Annotated in this window: 20 protein-coding genes and 1 other annotated feature; of the genes, 11 read left to right on the top strand and 9 right to left on the bottom strand. The window is 37.3% G+C overall.

The features are described 5' to 3' along the window. Nucleotides 1-15: 15 nt before the first annotated feature. Complete coding sequence (locus AB1279_RS02395) at nucleotides 16-630, bottom strand: DedA family protein (RefSeq protein ID WP_336482395.1); 615 nt, start codon at nucleotides 628-630, stop codon at nucleotides 16-18. A gap of 399 nt (nucleotides 631-1,029) precedes the next feature. Between AB1279_RS02395 and AB1279_RS02390 the strand changes: the two genes are divergently transcribed. Next, a complete protein-coding gene (locus AB1279_RS02390; RefSeq protein WP_429757711.1) occupies nucleotides 1,030-1,935 on the top strand; it encodes an EamA family transporter in 906 nt (301 codons plus the stop codon). Nucleotides 1,936-2,320: 385 nt separating this feature from the next. On the opposite strand, the gene AB1279_RS02385 is transcribed toward AB1279_RS02390, so the two are convergent. After that, complete coding sequence (locus tag AB1279_RS02385) at nucleotides 2,321-2,851, bottom strand: hypothetical protein (protein ID WP_429753225.1); 531 nt, start codon at nucleotides 2,849-2,851, stop codon at nucleotides 2,321-2,323. A gap of 219 nt (nucleotides 2,852-3,070) precedes the next feature. Then, entirely contained in the window at nucleotides 3,071-4,705 is a 1,635-nt protein-coding gene (metG, locus tag AB1279_RS02380; protein WP_429753224.1) for a methionine--tRNA ligase, read from the bottom strand. Nucleotides 4,706-4,756: 51 nt separating this feature from the next. After that, nucleotides 4,757-5,029 (bottom strand) — a binding site (T-box leader). Between the two features lie 118 nt (nucleotides 5,030-5,147). Here metG and AB1279_RS02375 point away from each other — a divergent pair. The 4 genes from AB1279_RS02375 (at nucleotide 5,148) to AB1279_RS02360 (ending at nucleotide 10,481) form a co-directional block, all read left to right on the top strand. Continuing rightward, a complete protein-coding gene (locus AB1279_RS02375) occupies nucleotides 5,148-5,948 on the top strand; it encodes a class I SAM-dependent methyltransferase (protein ID WP_429757710.1) in 801 nt (266 codons plus the stop codon). Between the two features lie 348 nt (nucleotides 5,949-6,296). After that, the gene (locus tag AB1279_RS02370) at nucleotides 6,297-7,991 is read left to right on the top strand and encodes a methyl-accepting chemotaxis protein (RefSeq protein WP_429757709.1); all 1,695 of its coding nucleotides are present in this window, start codon (nucleotides 6,297-6,299) and stop codon (nucleotides 7,989-7,991) included. 354 nt (nucleotides 7,992-8,345) lie between these two features. Further along, a complete protein-coding gene (locus AB1279_RS02365; protein WP_429757708.1) occupies nucleotides 8,346-10,037 on the top strand; it encodes a methyl-accepting chemotaxis protein in 1,692 nt (563 codons plus the stop codon). A gap of 129 nt (nucleotides 10,038-10,166) precedes the next feature. Continuing rightward, a complete protein-coding gene (locus AB1279_RS02360; protein ID WP_429753221.1) occupies nucleotides 10,167-10,481 on the top strand; it encodes a metal-sulfur cluster assembly factor in 315 nt (104 codons plus the stop codon). Nucleotides 10,482-10,582: 101 nt separating this feature from the next. Here AB1279_RS02360 and AB1279_RS02355 read toward each other — a convergent pair whose 3' ends face one another. From AB1279_RS02355 to AB1279_RS02345, 3 genes are all read right to left on the bottom strand, one after another. Further along, nucleotides 10,583-11,281: a pirin family protein gene (locus tag AB1279_RS02355; RefSeq protein ID WP_429757707.1), complete on the bottom strand. Its 699-nt coding sequence runs from the start codon at nucleotides 11,279-11,281 to the stop codon at nucleotides 10,583-10,585. 48 nt (nucleotides 11,282-11,329) lie between these two features. After that, nucleotides 11,330-11,743 carry a MarR family winged helix-turn-helix transcriptional regulator gene (locus AB1279_RS02350; RefSeq protein WP_429757705.1) on the bottom strand — a complete coding sequence of 138 codons (414 nt, stop codon included), beginning with the start codon at nucleotides 11,741-11,743 and terminating at the stop codon, nucleotides 11,330-11,332. 111 nt (nucleotides 11,744-11,854) lie between these two features. Next, a complete protein-coding gene (locus AB1279_RS02345; protein WP_429753217.1) occupies nucleotides 11,855-12,289 on the bottom strand; it encodes a DUF3920 family protein in 435 nt (144 codons plus the stop codon). 191 nt (nucleotides 12,290-12,480) lie between these two features. Here AB1279_RS02345 and AB1279_RS02340 point away from each other — a divergent pair, with 191 nt between their 5' ends. Continuing rightward, on the top strand, nucleotides 12,481-12,921 hold the full coding sequence (locus AB1279_RS02340) for a Dps family protein (protein ID WP_377880204.1): 441 nt from the start codon (nucleotides 12,481-12,483) through the stop codon (nucleotides 12,919-12,921). A 319-nt stretch (nucleotides 12,922-13,240) separates the two neighbouring features. Here AB1279_RS02340 and AB1279_RS02335 read toward each other — a convergent pair whose 3' ends face one another. After that, nucleotides 13,241-13,819: a TIGR00730 family Rossman fold protein gene (locus tag AB1279_RS02335; RefSeq protein WP_429753215.1), complete on the bottom strand. Its 579-nt coding sequence runs from the start codon at nucleotides 13,817-13,819 to the stop codon at nucleotides 13,241-13,243. A gap of 72 nt (nucleotides 13,820-13,891) precedes the next feature. On the opposite strand from AB1279_RS02335, the gene AB1279_RS02330 reads away from it, so the two are divergent. From AB1279_RS02330 to AB1279_RS02310, 5 genes are all read left to right on the top strand, one after another. After that, the gene (locus AB1279_RS02330) at nucleotides 13,892-14,206 is read left to right on the top strand and encodes a MazG nucleotide pyrophosphohydrolase domain-containing protein (protein WP_429753214.1); all 315 of its coding nucleotides are present in this window, start codon (nucleotides 13,892-13,894) and stop codon (nucleotides 14,204-14,206) included. A 66-nt stretch (nucleotides 14,207-14,272) separates the two neighbouring features. Further along, nucleotides 14,273-14,779 (top strand): ferritin, encoded by a 507-nt coding sequence (locus tag AB1279_RS02325; protein WP_429757703.1) that lies wholly within the window; start codon nucleotides 14,273-14,275, stop codon nucleotides 14,777-14,779. Nucleotides 14,780-15,328: 549 nt separating this feature from the next. Then, nucleotides 15,329-15,769 carry a DUF1641 domain-containing protein gene (locus tag AB1279_RS02320; protein WP_429753212.1) on the top strand — a complete coding sequence of 147 codons (441 nt, stop codon included), beginning with the start codon at nucleotides 15,329-15,331 and terminating at the stop codon, nucleotides 15,767-15,769. 44 nt (nucleotides 15,770-15,813) lie between these two features. After that, nucleotides 15,814-16,992, top strand: a complete 1,179-nt coding sequence (locus tag AB1279_RS02315; RefSeq protein WP_429757702.1) for an NAD(P)/FAD-dependent oxidoreductase — start codon at nucleotides 15,814-15,816, stop codon at nucleotides 16,990-16,992. 201 nt (nucleotides 16,993-17,193) lie between these two features. Further along, complete coding sequence (locus tag AB1279_RS02310; RefSeq protein ID WP_429753210.1) at nucleotides 17,194-17,286, top strand: zinc ribbon domain-containing protein; 93 nt, start codon at nucleotides 17,194-17,196, stop codon at nucleotides 17,284-17,286. Between the two features lie 254 nt (nucleotides 17,287-17,540). Here the strand turns inward: AB1279_RS02310 and AB1279_RS02305 are convergent, their stop codons facing one another. Together AB1279_RS02305 and AB1279_RS02300 are read right to left on the bottom strand one after the other, a co-directional pair. After that, nucleotides 17,541-18,722: a NupC/NupG family nucleoside CNT transporter gene (locus tag AB1279_RS02305; protein WP_429757701.1), complete on the bottom strand. Its 1,182-nt coding sequence runs from the start codon at nucleotides 18,720-18,722 to the stop codon at nucleotides 17,541-17,543. Between the two features lie 308 nt (nucleotides 18,723-19,030). Continuing rightward, nucleotides 19,031-20,455: an alanine/glycine:cation symporter family protein gene (locus AB1279_RS02300; protein WP_429757700.1), complete on the bottom strand. Its 1,425-nt coding sequence runs from the start codon at nucleotides 20,453-20,455 to the stop codon at nucleotides 19,031-19,033. Between the last annotated feature and the right edge of the window lie 16 nt (nucleotides 20,456-20,471).

The raw sequence follows: 20,471 nt of genomic DNA, 5'->3' as shown, positions 1-20,471 counted from the left end.
ATAGAATGGATTTTTTCAATTTACTGTTTGGGCAAACACACGTTTAAGTTGTTTACGGAATCTTACCGCTAAAGCTGCTGCCACGACTGCAACAACACCAATAATAATCTTTCCGATATGACCTTCAACCGCTCTAAAAATATTATCTAAGTTTCCACCTAACCAATAACCGCCTACTAGGAAGAATGATACCCAAAACACTGCTCCAGAATAAATCGTCATTGCGAAGCGGCGAAATGGTAAATTAATAATTCCTGCAAAATACCCTGTAAAATGACGCACACCAGGAATAAAGAAACCAATAAAGATTAAAAAATAACCGTACTTATCAAACCATTTATTCGTTAAATCAATTTTACGCTGTGTTAAAAAAACATATTTTCCGTACTTTTGTATAAATGGCATCCCAAGCTTGTTTCCTACAAAGTACTGAATTGTCATACCTACACTTGTTCCTACAAAAGATAAAAAGATTAGCGGTACTAAATGTAAATCACCGGTATGCGCTAAATACCCTGCATACGCTAATGTCGGCTCTCCCGGAAATGGAAATGCAATATATTCTAGCATCAATCCAATAAGTACAACATAGTATGCATGCTGTTGAAATAAGTCGTGAATCCATTCCATCTCTTTCTCTCCTTTTTTGTTAATACCCATCCTTCTAGCACGTACTGATTTTGTACCTTTATTGTATAATAGATTTTATCAAAACTACCATCACAATGACTTACAATAAGATTACATTTTTGTAAGAAAAGTGCTTTGTATATAATCATCAGTCGAACATCTTCTCTTACCTTCCATACGTCCGTAATACTGTATATTTCAAAATACAGTTCCTTACATCCTGCTTTTCATATATTGACGAAAAAAAAGATGACAGCTACAATCTTATATAGAATGTAATATCCAAACTCACACTTGCTTGTGAGAGGTGAAATTTTGTAGAGCCTTGACTCTGTTTCGTTCGCCCGTTGTCCATTTATGGACAGCGGGCGTTTTTTATTTCACAAGGGGGGATCTATTATGGGAAAACTAAAGTATTCATTACTAGTATTATTTGGCGCCTGTAGCTACGGCGTTCTTTCTACGATCTTTAAACTCGGATTTTTAGACGATTTTTCTGCCCATGAATTGCTAGGCGGACAATATGTGTTTGGCTGGGTAGGACTGTTATTACTCGTCCTGTTCTTCTCACGTCATACAGTAACAAAAAAACAATTCTTTTCTCTGTTAACAGTCGGATCAACAATGAGTATGACAGGAATTTTCTACGCGATTTCTGTTGAAGAATTACCGGCATCCATTGCGGTTGTCCTACTATTTCAATTCACATGGATTGGTGTCCTTATTGAAGCAGTAGCAAACAAAACGTTCCCAAGCCGAGAAAAAATTGTATCTATTATCATTTTATTCATCGGTACACTCTTTGCCGGTGGTGTCTTTGAAAGGTTAGGACAGAGCTTATCAACAAAAGGAATCATCTTCGGGTTGCTCGCTGCTGTTTCCTTTTCGTTTTATATATTTGCAAGCGGCCGCATCGCAACAGACGTACCACCTTATACGAAAAGCTTCCTTATGACAACAAGTGCTACTCTTATTGTGTGCCTTATATTTCCGCCAACCTTTCTAACAAATGGAGCACTGCAAGCTGGGCTTTGGAAATACGGGCTCTTTCTAGGTTTATTTGGCGTTGTCGTTCCCGTAATTTGCTTCTCAATCGGTGTACCGAAAGTAGGTACAGGACTTGGCACCATTTTGGGAGCTGCTGAATTACCAACCGCTATCATTGCTTCTATTACTCTTGTACATGAAGCTGTATCACCGCTGCAATGGTGCGGAATTATTTGCATTTTACTTGGCATCGCTGCGCCGCAATATCTCACAATGAGAAAAGAAAAACAGAAAAGCGTTCAGCATGCTGTTTCATAAAAAAATGTATGAAACCATAAAATGAAACTTCCATCAGTGGGATCTTTTCATCCCCCACTGATAGTTAGTTGAACGAATCGGGCTTTTACGAGATAAAAAAAGATGATCCCTGTCAATACAGAGATCATCTTCTTAAAGCCGCCTAGACTTTTTAATGTCCTTTACAAAAGGCACATTTTAAGATTTGAAGGGACTTTTCATTCACATAATTAATGTTATCGATAGTTACTAAAGTACTCATTAGCTTAATACCTTACTTGCCATGTATTCCAGAAGGGAAGAAATAATATCTTGATTGGTACTTTGTAGCAAGTTTGGGATATCATCACGATAACGCAAATTAATAAGAAGTTAATTTTCTTTAGACTTGTTTCAGATAGTTAAGTTAGGCTTCTACTTGGTCGCCTATCTCACCATCGTTTTCTGCCGTACCACCGCCACCAACAGCGTGTTGCTGTTTCGTATTGGAACTTTCAATTGCCGCGTTTGTTCCAGCTGTACTGTCTTTTCCAGCCCCGCTTGCAACCTGAGTAGCAGAAGATTGTTCCTGACCCATATCGATTTGATTATTGATAACAATCACATTTTCTTGCTCATCGTGGCCATGTCCATGTTCATTGTGCGGTTCAGTCTGAGTACCTTCTATACCTGTATTTCTCGCTGTTCCGTCAGCTCCCACACTCTGTTGTTGTTCAGTATTCGATGAATCAAGAGCAGCATTATTCCCTGCAGCGCTGTTTCGTCCAGCCCCGCTCGCGATTTGTGTAGTATTTGGTGCACTAGTAAACTGGTTGTTGATGACAATCACATTCTTCTTTTTTCCAGATGGAGAAGGCATAACAACAAATCTTTCTCCGTCTCTTTCAAAAATGACAGTCGGCCGTTCATCGTTATCATGTTTTTTACCAAAATCCATTTTCAAATTTCCCTCCTTTTTATAGAGATAATAGAAGGGACTTTCATATTTTAACGTTTTTATATGCCCTGATTCCTTAACTTTTTCACTAGAATATGAATAGCTCCCCTTACTATAAAATGAAAATTTAAAAAAACTGCTTGGACAAATATATAAAATCTTAACATTCTCTCAAACACCTACGAACTTCACGCTGTTTAATCTAATAAGATATTTACTTTATACGAAAGACCCGTACAGCTTTTCTACTTCCTCCTCAATTTTCTTCACATCAATACGTTCAAATAATGGTGACACATTCGAAATAGAATCCGGGCATTCAGCAATGTAATCCCATTTGCTCTGAGAAACATCTAACATTTGTTGCACTTGTGCGGATGAAAACGGAAGAAACGGCGCTAATAGCTGCGCAAAATTCACTATAAGATGCATACAATTTCGCATTGTCGCATCACATTCTATCCTCTCTTCTTTAATTTGTTTCCATGGTTGTCTCTCATCGAAATATTTATTCGCATAGCGAATTGTTTCAAAAATTATTTCTAGCGCTTGTTTAAAATGGGCTTCTTCAATTAATCGGCCTACTTCCACATATAATTCTTTTAGTCTTTCTTCAATTTCTTGATTGATGTGTCCAGTTGGTACAGTATTCTCGTAATATTTTTCAAGAAACTTTAGCGTTCTATTAACAAAGTTTCCATATGCTCCTAACAATTCACTATTATGACTATAAATGAACTCTCGCCATGAAAAATCTGTATCTCGATTTTCTGGTGCGTTTACAGTTAAAAAATAACGGATCGAATCAGGATTATATTCCTTTAACATGTCTGGAACCCAAACAGCCCAGTTCCTACTCGTAGATAACTTCCTTTTTTCCACCGTTAAATATTCATTTGAAACAATATATTCTGGTAATGCTTTTGCTTGTATCCCCTGCAAAATAGCTGGCCAAATGATTGTATGAAAAGGAATATTATCTTTGCCGTGAACATAATACGTTCGTGTATCCTCTTGCCAAAATGGTGCGTCATCACAGTTTGTTTCTTGTGCCCATTGTTTACTTGCTGAATAATAACCAGACACAGCCTCAATCCAAACATACACCTTCTTATCTTCGTACCCAGCAACCGGAACGCTTACTCCAATTGGTAAATCCCTCGAAGCAGCACGGTCTTGTAAGCCTTCTTGTAAATATCGCTGCGTCAGCTGCACGGCGTTCTCACGCCACGTGCCATTCTGCTTTACCATTTCTACATACTCTTCTAACTGCTTCTGTAATGACGTTAATGCAAAATAAAAATGCTCTGTCTCCTTAATTGCCGGCCTACTTCCGCACAACTTACATGTTTTCTCCAATAAATCTATCGGATCCAAAATAGCAGAACATGCATCGCATTGATCACCACGCGCTCCAGCACTGCAGTGCGGACAAATCCCTTCCACATAACGATCCGGCAAAAATTGCACGCAAGTCTCGCAGTACGTTTGCTCCACCTTCTTTTTATAAATAAGCCCTTTTTCTAGAAGCTCTAAGAAAATGTTCTGAACTACTTGATGATGATGAACACTGTCAGTACGTGTATAGCAATCATAGGAAAAACCCAGCTCCTGAAAACATCGCTCAAATTCCTCATGATAGCGATTCGCAATTTCTTTTACACTTACTTCTTCCTGCTTAGCACGAATCGTAATCGGTGTACCGTTACAATCACTTCCCGATACATATAACACATTGTCCCCTTTTAACCGATAATAACGTGCTAAAATATCTCCTGGCAGTAAGCTAGCAATATGGCCAAGGTGCAATGAACCATTTGCATACGGCCAAGCGCCTCCAATAAAAATATTCATCCTACATTCCCCCTTTAAAAATAAAAAAGCCCCGCCCTTATCTTCTAAAAAGATAAGGACGAGGCTGTATATACAGTCGTGGTACCACCTTATTTCATCAATCGCTCACACGATTGACCTCTGCAAGTACGGAGCTACTATTGCTCGTATACTGTGACTTTGATAACGAGAGCCAACACTCGTCGCCGCCTACTATTATCAACTGATAAGTTCAGGACGAAGCTCAGAGGCCATTGTTCGAATGCGCATTCTTGCTTCTTTTCAGCTACCGAAGCTCTCTGGAAAGAATGATTTCATTCTACTTTTCCTCTTCAACGCTTTTCGTATGTAATCTACATTGTATAGATATTATACAGAAAAATCAAACTATTTTATAAATAACAAGCAGGATTTTTCACTTTCATAAGGAAACTATATACCTTCACGGAAAGGAGCGATATGTTTGAATCAACAGCAATTAAGTGCAAAAAATAAAGCCGGCTGGAGCAAAGCCGCTTACGAAGCTTGGACGAATCGCCACGGAACGCCGCATTCTTTTGGCAAACGAATACGGGAAAATCCTACCGCCGAGGTTGCTTATTATTTGCCTTATCTCGGTGAATTGAAAGGTAAACGTATTATAAATTTAATGGGATCAAAAGGAAGTAAGGCAGTTGCCCTTTCATTATTAGGAGCAGAAGTAACAGTTGTCGATATTTCAGAGAGTAATGCAACATATGCTAGAGAACTTGCCGCAGCCGCTGAAACACATATTGAATACATCGTGTCTGATGTGATCGATATACCAAAAACAATAGGCTCATTTGATGTAGTATTACTTGAGCTTGGTGTACTCCACTATTTCATAGATTTAGAGCCTTTATTTACACTGATTTCTCAATTACTAAAACAAGGTGGAACATTCCTTTTACGCGACTATCACCCAATGTATACAAAGCTTCTGCAAATAGAAAATAACCGAGCAATCGCAAATGGTAATTACTTTGATGAAAATGTAATCGAAGTAGATGTGGCCTACAGTATGCTCTTATCAGTATCAGAGCGCTCCTGTTTACCTAAAAATACAATTCGCAGATGGACGTTGGGAGAAATTGTAACAAAAATTGCGCAAGCAGGACTCCATATCGAAGAACTCACAGAAGAATACGGCGCAAAGCAAAAATGGGTCTTTCCACCTCACGCTCCGGAAGGAATTGAACATCGCATCCCTGGACTCTATACACTAATTTCCAAAAACACATAGAAAAACCCTCTTCAAAGTGAAGAGAGTTTTTCTTCTATGTATAGCGCATACAAGTCGAAGCTGGAGATTACTAAATAGTCAAAAGCAGTATCCAAACAAGCTTCACTATCATTATTTTAGGATTATACAGCAACAAATTCGTTCATACAATACATATTTTTACTTTCACAATATAATTTTATTATCCTATATATAAATGTATACATTTCTTGAACAAAAGCCTTCATCTATTTCTCTCCTATATGCCGTTTGTTATAATTCCAGTGAACATACATTAGGAAACAAAGCGTTCTCTTTTCATTCAATATATATAAATCATAATAAAAAGATAAAAAGGAATGGTTCCAAATGAAGTATGTTAGTATTCGGAAGAAACTCATCTTTATGCTACTAAGCGTTTGTTCATTATTTGGCATCGCTTTAGCAGTGATTTTATTCTTCGCTACAAGTCAAGCGCAACAGGCAGAAACATTACAAGCTGATGTTTCTCGCAAAGCAACTATCTTAAAAGAGCGCGGAGATTTGTTTCAGGCTCAAGTTGCTGGCTTACAAGGCTATTTATTACTGCACGATGAAAAAGAGCTAGAGCGGTTTAATAAAGCTGGGAAACAATTAGCCGATACACGCGAACAAGTAACAAGCGATAAGAGTCTTCCACAAGAAATGAAAGACACCATTAACATGGGCGCAAAATGGCGTGGCGTAATGGATAATCAAGTCATTCCTCTTACACGAGAAGGCAAATGGGATGAAGCAACCAAAATTGCATTAGAGCAAAACGAAATTGTAGATACCATTTTAGGAAATTTCGCGAAATATACAGCGCAGGAAAACACAAAACGTGATGAATTAATCGATCAAATTAAGCATTCATCAACATTAATACAATTGATTATTTTCATCTCACTTATCACATGTACAATAGTAGCTCTTATACTAGCATGGTGGTTCTCTGGTAAACTTGTGAAGCCTATTCAAGAAATTGATTCTAAACTAAAAGAACTAGCATCTCAGGATGGTGACCTCACAGCTCGTCTTCCTATACGTAGCAAAGATGAGGTTGGAGAGATTGCAGCATCATTTAATCAAATGCTTTCAAACTTACAAAACATTATTAATCAGGTTAAAAAAACATCTACAGACGTACAGGCAGCTTCTGAAAATATGTTAACGGAAACAACACATTCTATGAATGTAACAACTCATATTCAAACAACGATGTCAACATTAGAGCATAGTATTCACTCTCAAATTGCCAGCATTGAAGAAAGCTCTACTGCTATGGATGATATGGCTGTTAGTGTACAGCGCATTGCTGAATCCGCTTCTACTGTTGCGGAACTTGCTGTAGCAGCTTCTGAGCAAGCGGATGATGGTGGTCACGTCATTGAAAAATCTATTACGCAAATGGGTACCATACACAAAGCTGTTCATGCAACATCTGAAGTTGTTGAGCGTCTTATTACACATACAAACTCTATTGATCATGCTGTACAAGCAATCTCTAATATTGCAGAACAAACAAATCTTCTTGCCTTAAATGCTTCCATTGAAGCTGCACGCGCCGGGGAACATGGAAAAGGATTTGCTGTTGTTGCTGATGAAGTGCGAAAGCTCGCAGAACAGTCTAAAACAGCTGCAACAGATATCAATCAATTACTTCGCCATATTCAAAACGATACAAGCACTGCAAACACGATGATGCTACAAGGTCAAATAGAAGCTGCTGAAGGAATTTCAGTCATTCAGGAAGCTGGTTCTTCTTTTGCAATCATTGTAGAAAAAATTAATGAAGTATCTTCACAAATGCAGGAATTTTCTGCAGCTGCGGAAGAAATGGCTGCAAGTGCAGAAGAAATGAATGCTTCACTTAATAACATCTCTTCTATTTCAACTGAAGTTGCAGCAGAAACAACACAAACTGCAAACTCCGCCGATAAGCAAGTAAACGTAATGAAAGATATGTCTGTGATTTCTAAAGAGATGAAACTTGCTGTAGAAAAAATGGAAACACTCGTATCTCGTTTTAAAACGGAATCATAAGCCTGAAAACAACTTTGCAAATGAAGTATGGAGTGAAATATTTCGCAAACTCCTCCTTTTGTAGAAAACTTGAGACAAAGGAGGAGTTTTTCATTTTATAATCACCATACTTCCGCTTTGCTAAATCATATTTAAAACTATATCTCAACAACGCCTATCTGTTTCTCTCTCTGCCACCCATGACAGGTCTATAAAAAAATAATTTTTTCTCACTTTTCCTGCCATATCGTGTCTGCTATAATGCCTAAAGGAGAAGAATGCTTTATTTCAAATACAGTCGAAATAAAGCATTCTTTTAAATTTTTATATACAATAATCGTTATAAAACAATTATAAAAAGGAGGATTTATAATTATGAAATACATGGGTATTCGTAAAAAACTTATGTTTATGATGGGTACAATTTGTGCTTTATTTGGCATCGCATTAGCTTTTATTCTTTTCTTTGCTATAAGTGAACAAAAGATAACAAACACATTACAAAAAGATCTTGCACCAAGAGCAACACTCTTACAAGAACGCAGTGTGGCATATCAAGTGCAACTTTCAGCCTTACGAGGCTATCTATTACAGCACGATTCTGCTGAACTAGATAAGTATCGCGAAATGGAAAAGCTACTAGACGATACAAAAGGAAAACTGCTAGACGATCCAAATACTTCCCAAAATATAAAAGATACCATCGATTTAGGATCACAGTGGAATCGTTTTATTAATGAAAAAGTGCTTCCTCTTACTAGCGAAGGGAAATGGGAAGAAGCACAAAAAGTTACTGCTGAACAAAACGGAACTGTTTATACAGTAATCGGTAGTTTCACAAAATATAGTAGTGACGAAAATGCAAAGTGTGATCAGCTCATCCAAGAAGTAAAAAATTCATCTGCATTCGTTGAATTGATTATCTTTATTTCTCTTGTTCTTTGTACAATGATTGCGATCATCGCAGCGTGGTTATACTCCGGTAAACTTGTAAAACCAATTCAACAAATTGATACGAAGTTAAAAGAGCTTGCCTCTCAAGATGGGGATTTAACAGCAAGATTACATGTAAACAGCAATGACGAAATTGGTAAAATTGCTGCTTCCTTTAATCAAATGCTAGAGAACTTACAACATATCATTGGACAAGTACAGAAAACGTCTCTTGATGTAAAAACTGCTTCTGACAGCATGTTAAAAGAAACAAACATCTCTATGGATGCAACAACGAATATCCAAACGACAATGTCTGAATTAGAAAATAGTATTCAATCACAAGTTTCTAGCATTGAAGAAAGCTCTACTGCTATGGATGATATGGCTGTTAGTGTACAACGCATCGCTGAATCTGCTTCTACTGTAGCTGAACTTGCTGTAACTACTTCTGATCATGCAAATAGCGGTACGCAAGTAATCGAAAAATCAATTACACAAATGACAACCATTCATAAAGCGGTCAATGCTACATCTCAAGTTGTCGAACGTCTAACTACACATACAAAGCAAATTGATACAGCTGTCCAAGCGATCTCAAATATTGCGGAACAAACAAATCTCCTTGCCTTAAATGCTTCTATTGAAGCTGCACGCGCCGGGGAACAAGGAAAAGGGTTTGCCGTTGTTGCTGATGAAGTACGAAAACTTGCAGAACAATCAAAAACAGCTGCAATAGGCATTAACCAATTGCTTCAACATATTCAAGATGATACAAAAGCTGCAAACAATATGATGACACAAGGTCAACAAGAAGCTTCTCAAGGAATTACAGTTATACAGGAAGCTGGTTCTTCTTTTGCAACTATTGTAGAAAAAATTAATGCAGTAGCCTCACAAATGCAAGAGGTGTCAGCGACTGCTGAAGAAATGGCTGCAAGTGCAGAAGAAATGAATTTCTCCCTCAATAATATCGCTTCCATCTCTAATGAAGTAGCAGCTGAAACAACGCAGACTGCAAGCTCTGCTGGTAAGCAAGTAAATGTAATGAAAGATATGTCTGTAATGTCTAAACAAATGAAGCATACTGTAGAAGAGCTGGAAACACTCGTTTCTCGCTTTAAAACAGAGTAATAAGAAAGGCATTCCTTTTATAAGGAATGCTTTTTAATCTAGAAAAAATGCTGTGAGCTCAATCACTGCATTTTCTCTCCTCATCTTGTATAATGAGAATAAATATCAATCATAAATAGAGGTGTTAGTATGTCTCAACCTTTAGAGGATAAAGTATATGCCAATTTAGAAGCTGTAATTGACCCTGAGCTTGGCGTAGATATTATAAACCTTGGATTAGTATATGATGTTACAACTGACGAACAAAATAATGCCGTCATTACAATGACAATGACTTCTATCGGGTGTCCAATGGCTGGTCAAATTGTATCTGATGTCAAAAAGGTATTATCGACAAATGTTCCAGAAGTAAACGAAATAGAAGTAAATGTTGTTTGGAATCCACCTTGGTCCAAAGAACGGATGTCACGTATGGCAAAAATCGCACTAGGAATTCGCGATTAGACGAAAAGAAAGACCTGACATTATCAAAGTCAGGTCTTCTTCATTTCTTATCCCGCTATTCGCGGGCAGTAAGCTTCCTCACTGTTGAAAGTTTCACTTCATTATTGTTTCTTCATCTCAATTACTAAGTAATGAGCTGTTTCTGCTGCTTGAATGCGGATATCTTCTTCAATTACTTCTGCTGCATCTCTCATCACTAACGTTTCACCATTCACAATACCGCTTCCTTCAATTTGAACCAAATAAGCTTGACGTCCTTCACCAACTGAGAATGTAATCTCTTTTCCTTTTTCTAAAGCAAGAGAGTACAAATTTGCATCTTGATGAATTTCAATCGGTGCACCGCCATCAATTGGTGAAACCATATGGAACCATGTATTCTCACGTTTATTCCAATCAAATTTAAACTCACCGTAATTTGGCGTATGGCCAGCGCGGTCTGGTAAAATCCAAATTTGCAGAAGACGTAATGTTTCATCTCCTAAGTTGTGCTCACTATGGAAGACACCTGTTCCAGCGCTCATATATTGCACATGACCACGCTCAATTGTCCCGCGGTTTCCCATACTATCTTGATGCGTTAATGCTCCGTCCACTACATAAGAAATAATCTCCATATCGCGGTGTGGATGCATATCGAATCCTGTTTGTGCCGCTACTAAATCATCATTAATTACGCGAAGCGCACCAAATCTCATATTATTTGGATTGTAGTAATCTGCAAATGAAAAATGAAAATGTGTATTTAACCAACCGTGATTTGCTCTTCCCATTTGTTTATGATCGATTTTTTTAAACATATCCTTCACCTCATATTATCTCGAATTCGAGATATTTATTAAAATTTTTTATGATTGTAATTTACGAAGTAACGCTAACAGCTGTTTCTGTTCCTCTCGGTCCAACTTGCAAAATTGCGATGCTTGAAACCTTTCTTGAGGCGGAACAACTTCTTCATACAGTGCTTTACCTTTCTCTGTTAAAGAAAGATACTTCGTTTTTCCTTCTTGCTCTCTTTGAATCAAACCAAGTTGCTCCATTTTACTTAAAAGCTGCGTAACATTTCCTTTTGTAACGAAAAGCTTTCGTCCTAATTCTTGTTGCGTCAAACGATCCCCTGCCCCAACTTGTACTAATACATCAAATTGCGCAGCAGACAAATCCCACTTTTTTAAATGTCGATTCGTTTCTCTAATACTCTGGTTGTAAAAGCGTGATAAACGAAACCATACTAATAAACCAAGTCGTTCATCTGTTTTCATTCCATCACCTCACTAAGCTCTGTAACAACAGTTTAGAACTAAACTTTTAAAAAGTCAACTACTTTCTTTTTGTAAGTACAAACTAAAACATAGAGCCGTGCCCAATATGTTTTAGTTTGCACGCCTTCTCATAAATTCTCTCATCTTTCTCTTCGCAAACACTCTTGCATCCTTCTCAATCCACCGCTGTTCATACATTTCATTACCGACATACAATAACTTTCGTTCATGCTGCATATCATGCCGAAACTCATGCAACAGCGTTTCTAATAATTGCTCATACTTCTCCCACATACAAACGAAAATTAAACGTTTTTCTTTATGATAAAATCCGTTCAACGGAAATAAAAATTCTTCTTCCTCTTCTCCTAATTGTACTAACACATCATTTGTTTCACACGTATCACAGAAAAATACAGGTACCTCACGCCGTTCAATTAATGAGAACACATCCCTCTTTACTTGATTTATATCCCATGGAAAATCGTCATCAAGTACATACCAGTTCCCAGCTTGTTGATATACCTTTTGAAATAGGAGCTGCATCTTCATTCCCCTTTCTATTTATTCTCTTTTATCTATATGTCACATTATCCTCTGTTTTAAACATACCGCTTCGTCACAAAATGTTTAAAAATTATATATGCAAAAAGGGTTGATTTCATACCCGTTATTAGATTATAATAATTATAAATTAGTAATTGATACAAAATAAAAACGTGAAGGAGATTGATAGTATGAATACACAAGTTATTGAAGTATTAAACAAACAAGTAGCAAACTGGAACGTTTTATTTACAAAATTACACAACTACCACTGGTACGTAACAGGACCTCAATTCTTTACATTACATGAGAAATTCGAACAACTTTATACAGAAGCAGCTACGCACATCGATGAAATTGCAGAACGTATTTTAGCAATCGGCGGCAAACCAGTAGCAACAATGAAAGAATACTTAGAACTATCTTCTGTTCAAGAAGCAGCTTACGGAGAAACTGCCGAAGGGATGGTTGAAGCAATTATGAAAGACTATGAAGTGATGCTTGGTGAACTGAAAAAAGGCATGACAATCGCGCAAGATGCAGACGATGAAACGACATCTGACCTACTACTTGGCATCTACACAGAACTTGAAAAACACGCATGGATGTTACGTGCATTCTTAAACCAATAAGAAAAGCGGAAGCGGCACCGATATATCGTCTCTTTTTCTAATATAACGGTGATTCGACACAACACAAAGATCCTTCGACCGCATTCGACAAATATCAAGCCAAAAAATCGAGCGGGAATATTCCGCTCGGTTTTTTATTTATCCCGCTATTCATGGGTAGTAAAAAGTTTCACTTTATCCCGCATTAACGGGCAGTAAGATTCCCACCTCAAGATTTAGAGAGAAACGAAGAAGATAGGTGGGGGATCACTACCCGTAAAAGCCCGATTGGTTCAACTAACCATCAGTAAAAAAATCACTCACTGATGGAAGTTTCACTTTATGTTAACTGCTTCCATTTATTTCCCATCACTGGTCGTTTGTACTCTTTCATTTTAGGAACCAACTCATTAGCCGTTTTTGCAGATACAAGTAATTCTTTATTCGATGGGTTCATAAAGCCTTCCTCTGCCGCACGATCCACCATTTGTAATAACGGTGTGTAGAAGTCTGCAATGTTCAGCAATCCAACAGGCTTTTCATGAATCCCAATTTGCGACCAACATACCACTTCAAACAGCTCTTCAAATGTTCCATAACCGCCTGGAAGTGCAATAAATGCATCAGCAAGTTCACTCATCTTCGCTTTTCTCTCATGCATCGTTTCCACTTCGATTAGCTCTGTTAAGCCTTGGTGAACAATTTCACCTCTAAATAATCCGCGAGGCATGACACCTGTTACACGGCCGCCTAGCTCTAATACTTGATTTGCTACCTCTCCCATTAATCCAACACAAGAGCCTCCGTATACAAGCTCTATGTTATTTTGAACTAGTATTTCTCCAAGCTGCCGAGCTTCTGCTTGAAACTCTGGACGCTCTCCAACATTCGATCCTGCAAATACACAAATACGTTTCATTACTCCACCCCAAGACTACATATTGTTATGCTACAATGTAATCATACTACATATTGGGAGGATGGGAAAAGGATGAATACGAATGAATTTCAAAGCTGGGTGGAACAATTTTATTATGAGCGAGGATGGGCACAATATAATTCCTTTATTCGCGTTAATTTTTTAGCGGAGGAAGTTGGCGAAGTTTCTCGCGTCGTGCGTGCTATTGAAATTGGCCGTGATCGTCCAGATGAACAAAAAAAGAGCGAAGAAGAATTAACAATTGAATTAAAAGAAGAAATTGGAGATGTATTAGGGAATCTTATTATTTTAGCGCAAAAATATAATTTAGATTTACAAGATATTATGGAAACGCATGTTAAGAAACTCTCCAAGCGATTTGAATAATGAGTGAGAATTATTTTCAATTATGATATGATTATATCGTAATAATATGAAAGGGGTCTTTTTTTTATGTTATCTCCAAAATTACGCGACGCACTAAATGATCAAATGAACTTTGAGTTTTACTCCGCCCATGTGTATATGGCAATGGCGGCATATTGTACATCAGAAAGCTACGATGGATTTGCTAATTTCTTTCTTGTACAAGCAGAGGAAGAGCGTTTCCATGCTATGAAGCTGTACAATTATATTAATAATCGCGGTGAGCGTGCAATCATTACTGGATTTGATCATCCAAATAACGAATATGAATCGATTTTATCTGCTTTTGAAATCGCCCTTGAGCATGAACGTAAGGTTACAAAACGTATTTATAACCTATCTGATATCGCTTGGGATGAGCGCGAACATGCTACCATCACCTTCTTAAAATGGTTCGTTGACGAGCAAGTAGAAGAAGAAGCATCTTTCGATAGCATCATTCAAAAATTAAAGCGTATTACAAACGATTCAAATGCATTATTTATGTTAGATGCTGAATTAGAAAAACGCACGTTTACACCACCAGCTGAGTAATAGAGTAGAAAACTAAAACAGATGTCTTAGAGATGGCTTTGCCATCTCTTTTCTGTTCCAGCTTAGCTGGGCACGCAAACAAAAAAAGCATAAATCAACTGCTTTCGTCAATTTATGCTTCTTACATTGTAAAATTGAAATAAAACAACAGATATAACGCCCTGTAAGTTCGTAGATCATAGTCATTAAAATCGAATGCTTAATAATCATTTTTATGTTAACATAGGTGTATTGTAGTATATAATATACTCAGTTGGTAGACAAAGTCTTTTACTGGACAAGTCCATAAGCTAGAGGACGCAACTAGCCTTTTAAAATTTACTATTTCAGATTCGGTGATTACGTATAGTTCATTCGAATGTTGCAACGGTTTGAAAAGACGTATTCACCCGCAATAGTAACTTTAAGAGCATCTTGCCTTAAATCTTTGTGTAAAGTTTTACAAATTTCCTCGAGTTGTTACGGACGAAGAAATCTTACCTATAATGGGGAATCTTCTTTGATTCCCAAAAATTTAAGACGTATTGCTATCGTAAAGGAGAATTGGAGATGCCAGAAACAATCACTCAAACAAAGCCTGAACAAGAATCATTACAAATTTCTGCTAGTCAAGCACAGCTTGATGTACTTGATCAGCTATTAAAGCCTGAAGTTCAAGAGTCTTTAACTACATTAGTAGAACAACTTCCAAAATTAACTGAGCTCGTTAACATTTTAACAAAGTCTTATGATTTCGCTCAAGCAGTCGCTACTGATGAAGTATTAAAAAATGATACTGTTGGAGCAATCCAAGAACTTGCAGAACCTGTAAAAGATACAGTGAAAACCATTGCTGCAACTGCTATCGAAGCGAAAGATCGCGCTGAAGAAAGCAACGAAGTTATCGGTCTTTTTGGCCTTTTAAAAATGCTAAAAGATCCGCAAGCACAAAAAATGTTTCGCTTTGTAAACGCTTATCTTCAAATTACTGGAGAACGCAATCATAAATAATTCTTTCTTACACAACAATTAGTAAAGACGGGGGATATCATACTATGTCAAAACAAATTGTCATCTTAGGTGCTGGTTATGGCGGACTTCTTGCAGCTTTAAATGTACGTAAACATTACAGCAAATCAGAAGCACAAGTTACAGTTATCAACCAATATCCAACACATCAAATTATTACGGAACTACACCGCCTTGCAGCAGGAAATATTTCTGAACAGGCAATTGCTATGCCATTAGAAAAACTTTTCAAAGGCAAAGATATCGATCTTAAAATCGCAACAGTTGAGTCATTCTCAGTTGATAGCAAAGAAATTAAACTAGCTGGTGGCACTACTTTATCTTACGATGCACTTGTAGTTGCTTTAGGAAGTAAAACTGCTTACTTCGGTATTCCAGGACTAGAAGAAAACAGCATGGTATTAAAATCTGCTGCTGATGCAAACAAAATCTACAAACACGTTGAAGACCGTATTCGTGAATACGCTAAAACGAAAAACGAAGCTGATGCTACAATCTTAATCGGCGGCGGCGGATTAACTGGCGTTGAGCTAGTTGGTGAACTTGCTGACATTATGCCTAAACTTGCAAAAAGCCACGGCGTAAATCCAAAAGAAATTAAACTTCTTCTTGTTGAAGCAGGTCCAAAAATCCTTCCAGTATTACCTGATCATTTAATTGAACGTGCAACTACTAGCTTAGAAGCACGCGGCGTTCAATTCTTAACAGGTCTTCCTGTAACAAACGTTGCTGGCAATGAAATCGACTTAAAAGACGGTCAAAAAATCGTAGCTAACACATTCGTTTGGACAGGCGGCGTACAAGGTAACCCATTAATCGGTGAATCAGGTCTTGAAGTAAACCGTGGTCGTGCAACAGTTGATGCATACCTACAATCTACTTCTCACAAAAACGTATTCGTTGCTGGAGACAGCGCTGTTGTCTTTGCTCCAGACGGTCGTCCATACCCACCAACTGCACAAATCGCTTGGCAAATGGGTGAGTTAATTGGATACAACTTATACGCAGCACTAGAAGGCAAAGCATTCGAAGAGTTCGCACCAGTAAACTCTGGAACACTTGCAAGTCTAGGACGTAAAGATGCGGTTGCTACAATCGGAGCAAGCTCAACTCCACTTAAAGGCTTACCAGCATCTCTAATGAAAGAAGCAAGTAACGTTCGTTACTTATCACACATTAAAGGTCTATTCAGCTTAGCTTATTAATCTGAATGATAGCCCGAATCATGTTTATCTATGATTCGGGTTTTTTATTTGATCAAAATTCTCTATCTAACTTATTCGCTAAGAAAGTAACATACACCTTTCAAAATTTCTGAATATACTGTTTAATTTGTTACGATTTTGTGTATTGTAAATACTCTATGTACTCCTCTTTCTCACAAGACTGTTCTTTTTGCAAAAATCGTGCGAAGAAGTCTCTCCATTCGTACTCACATTTGTACAAAGTGTGGAACGGTATTGGATAGAGACTATAACGCGAGCCGGAGCATCTTATAAAAAGGATTAGAAGAATTGTTTACCACAAACTGTAGGGCAAGGTTATGTCCGAACAGTATAAGCTCGCACTTCTAGTAAAAAGTTACTTTGTCACAGGGCTTCAATCTTAGAATTCCTCCCCCATTGCCTGTCAGCTACTAGGCGACTTGGTTCTTACCTAGACTGGACTTTCGCCGGCGAGCAGTGCCCAACTAAGCTGGGCACGCAACAAAAAAAGCAATGAGCCCACTGCTCATTGCTTTTTCTTCTTCTTTTTATAGCATTACCCCAACGATAATTGCTGATAACACACTTACTAATGTTGCACCGTATACAAGTTTTAACCCAAAAGAAGATACAACGTTTGCTTGTTTTGCGTCGATACTCTTCGTTGCGCCTGCGATAATTCCGATAGATGAGAAGTTCGCAAATGATACAAGGAATACAGATAAAATACCAACTGTACGAGGTGTTAAATGACCTGCTACTTTTCCTAAATCAAGCATCGCAACGAATTCGTTTGTTACTAATTTTGTTGCCATAATTTGTCCAGCTGTTACCATCTCAGATGCTGGAATACCCATAATGAACGCTAATGGTGAGAACACATATCCTAAGATTGTTTGGAATGTAATACCGAAAATAGAATCAAACAGACCGTTAATTGCCGCCATCAATGCAATGAATCCGATTAACATCGCTGCTACTGTAACCGCAATTGTAAATCCTAACATAATGTACTCGCCTAACATTTCGAAGAACGTTTGGTGCTTGTCCTCTTGTAACTCTAAAATATCTTCCTCTTCACTTACATCGTAAGGATTTAAAATGTGAATGATAATAAATCCGCTAAATAAGTTTAAAACAAGTGCTGTTACAACATATTTAGGATCAATCATTTTCATGTAAGAACCAACGATTGACATAGATACTGTTGACATAGAAGAAGCACATAGTGTGTATAAACGATTTTTTGGTAACTTACTTAGTTGATCTTTTACTGTAATGAAGACTTCTCCTTGACCAACAATTGCTGCTGCTACTGCATTATAAGATTCTAATTTTCCTAAACCATTTACTTTACTTAATAAAAATCCAACTGCTTTAATAATAACTGGTAAAATTCTTAGATGTTGCATAATTCCAATTAACACCGCTAAGAAAATAATTGGAAGTAATACAGAAAGGAAAAATGTATATTCTCCCTTATTTACAAGTCCGCCAAATACAAAGCTAATTCCAGCGTCCGCAAATTTTAAAATTGCAGTAAAACCGTCAGAAATCCCTTTAACTAAATAGTATCCAATCTGTGTATTTAGTAAGAAATATGATAATGCTAATTGAATAACAAGCATTATAGCAATTGGCTTGTATTTAATCTTTTTTCGATCAGTACTTACGAGAAACGCTAATATAAATACAGCAATTAATCCTACAAGAAACATGACAAATTTCATATGTGAATCCTCCATTTTTTTCGTTTCATCTATCATTCCCTATTAGTCGTTGAACGATAGACGTCTGACAATTCAGATTAAAAAAATAAGTCCCTCTAAAAACCATTTAACACTTACATCAGTAAGCGTTTGCATTGCGCGAATTTATATACTACATAGTTCATGTGGAATATGAGAATGATATCATTTTGTTCTATCCATAAGGAAATTGTAAGCGTTATCTTTCAGAAATGCAATATATTTTTTAAAGGGAAAAATAGCCAAAAAAAGAACATAGAAGCTATCCCTTCTATGTTCTTTTCGGATCACTAACCTACTTGTTTTTCTTTTCCAGCAACTGAATCTTCCCAGCATTCCGCATTCTTTAATCCTGGGATAGAGCTTGCATGGAATACAGGATCTTTTCCTTGCTTCTTCTGTTTTAAATAGTCTGTAAGTGCAGCAAAGGCTGTTTTTGATAGGAATGCAATAGCAATTAAATTTATAATAACCATAAAGCCCATAAATAAATCCGCTAAATCCCATACAAATTGGACCTTTGCTACAGAACCGAATACAATCATGGCTAACACGCTTATTCGGTATACCATCAACCATACTTTACTATTGTTTAAGAATCGAATATTTGTTTCTCCGTAATAATAGTTACCAATTAACGCACCGAATCCAAATAGGAAAACAAAGATAGCTAGACAGCCTGACGCCCAAGAACCGATGTGTTCACTTAATGCTGCTTGTGTAAGTGCAATACCAGTTAGATCTGGTTGTTTGTATGCATCAGAAAGTAAAATAATAAAGGCTGTGCTTGTACAGATAATCAGTGTATCCGTTAATACGCCAAATGCTTGAATAAGTCCTTGTTTCACTGGATGGCTTGTTGTTGCCGTTGCGGCAACGTTTGGCGCACTCCCCATACCAGCTTCATTTGAGAATAAACCACGTTTAACTCCATTCATGAGCGCTGCACCGATTGAACCGCCCGCTATTTGTTTAAAGCCAAATGCGTTTTGAACAATAAGAGAAAGAACCTCCGGCATTTTTGTTATGTTCGTAATTACAACAAATAATGCAACACCAATGTATAACACCGCTAGGAACATTACCTTATATTCAGCCATTTTGGCAATACGCTGCACACCGCCAAAGATAATCACAGCGAAAGCAATTGCCATGATAATCCCTAAAGTTAGACGATCTGTACCGAATGAGTTCTGAAAAGCAAGTGTAACGGTATTTGATTGGACAGAATTGAATACAAGACCGAAAGTAATCGTAATTAAAATGGAGAATAATACTCCCATCCAACGTTTGTTCAATCCTTTTTCCATATAATAGGATGGACCGCCACGGAAACCATTTTTATCTTTTACCTTATATATTTGAGCTAATGTACTTTCAACAAAGCTGGATGCTGAGCTAATAATAGAAATAATCCACATCCAGAATACCGCTCCAGGACCACCTAATGCAATTGCAATCGCAATTCCTGTGATATTTCCCGTTCCAACACGAGCGGCCATACCAACACAGAACGCTTGAAATGGGGAAATTTCATCTTTAGAACCAGCTTTCCCTTCCATTAACACACGGACCATTTCCTTTAACATTCGAAACTGTACAAATTTCGATTTAAATGTGAAATAAACTCCGCAAGCAATAAGCATAATAATTAACAATTTAGACCACATAAAATCATTCGTTATTCCAATAAACTTTTGTAAAATATCTATCATGTTTCACCCTCCCTTT

This window comes from Bacillus sp. S14(2024) (assembly GCF_050473785.1).
GTDB classification, from domain to species: domain Bacteria; phylum Bacillota; class Bacilli; order Bacillales; family Bacillaceae_G; genus Bacillus_A; species Bacillus_A yunxiaonensis.
This window is presented reverse-complemented; position numbering and strand designations above follow the sequence as displayed.

Coding starts and splice junctions, on each gene's coding strand:
- AB1279_RS02395 (WP_336482395.1), bottom strand. CDS start 630: ATGGAATGGATTCACGACTTATTTCAACAGCATGCATACTATGTTGTA.
- AB1279_RS02390 (WP_429757711.1), top strand. CDS start 1,030: ATGGGAAAACTAAAGTATTCATTACTAGTATTATTTGGCGCCTGTAGC.
- AB1279_RS02385 (WP_429753225.1), bottom strand. CDS start 2,851: ATGGATTTTGGTAAAAAACATGATAACGATGAACGGCCGACTGTCATT.
- metG (WP_429753224.1), bottom strand. CDS start 4,705: ATGAATATTTTTATTGGAGGCGCTTGGCCGTATGCAAATGGTTCATTG.
- AB1279_RS02370 (WP_429757709.1), top strand. CDS start 6,297: ATGAAGTATGTTAGTATTCGGAAGAAACTCATCTTTATGCTACTAAGC.
- AB1279_RS02365 (WP_429757708.1), top strand. CDS start 8,346: ATGAAATACATGGGTATTCGTAAAAAACTTATGTTTATGATGGGTACA.
- AB1279_RS02360 (WP_429753221.1), top strand. CDS start 10,167: ATGTCTCAACCTTTAGAGGATAAAGTATATGCCAATTTAGAAGCTGTA.
- AB1279_RS02355 (WP_429757707.1), bottom strand. CDS start 11,281: ATGTTTAAAAAAATCGATCATAAACAAATGGGAAGAGCAAATCACGGT.
- AB1279_RS02350 (WP_429757705.1), bottom strand. CDS start 11,743: ATGAAAACAGATGAACGACTTGGTTTATTAGTATGGTTTCGTTTATCA.
- AB1279_RS02345 (WP_429753217.1), bottom strand. CDS start 12,289: ATGCAGCTCCTATTTCAAAAGGTATATCAACAAGCTGGGAACTGGTAT.
- AB1279_RS02340 (WP_377880204.1), top strand. CDS start 12,481: ATGAATACACAAGTTATTGAAGTATTAAACAAACAAGTAGCAAACTGG.
- AB1279_RS02335 (WP_429753215.1), bottom strand. CDS start 13,819: ATGAAACGTATTTGTGTATTTGCAGGATCGAATGTTGGAGAGCGTCCA.
- AB1279_RS02330 (WP_429753214.1), top strand. CDS start 13,892: ATGAATACGAATGAATTTCAAAGCTGGGTGGAACAATTTTATTATGAG.
- AB1279_RS02325 (WP_429757703.1), top strand. CDS start 14,273: ATGTTATCTCCAAAATTACGCGACGCACTAAATGATCAAATGAACTTT.
- AB1279_RS02320 (WP_429753212.1), top strand. CDS start 15,329: ATGCCAGAAACAATCACTCAAACAAAGCCTGAACAAGAATCATTACAA.
- AB1279_RS02315 (WP_429757702.1), top strand. CDS start 15,814: ATGTCAAAACAAATTGTCATCTTAGGTGCTGGTTATGGCGGACTTCTT.
- AB1279_RS02305 (WP_429757701.1), bottom strand. CDS start 18,722: ATGAAATTTGTCATGTTTCTTGTAGGATTAATTGCTGTATTTATATTA.
- AB1279_RS02300 (WP_429757700.1), bottom strand. CDS start 20,455: ATGATAGATATTTTACAAAAGTTTATTGGAATAACGAATGATTTTATG.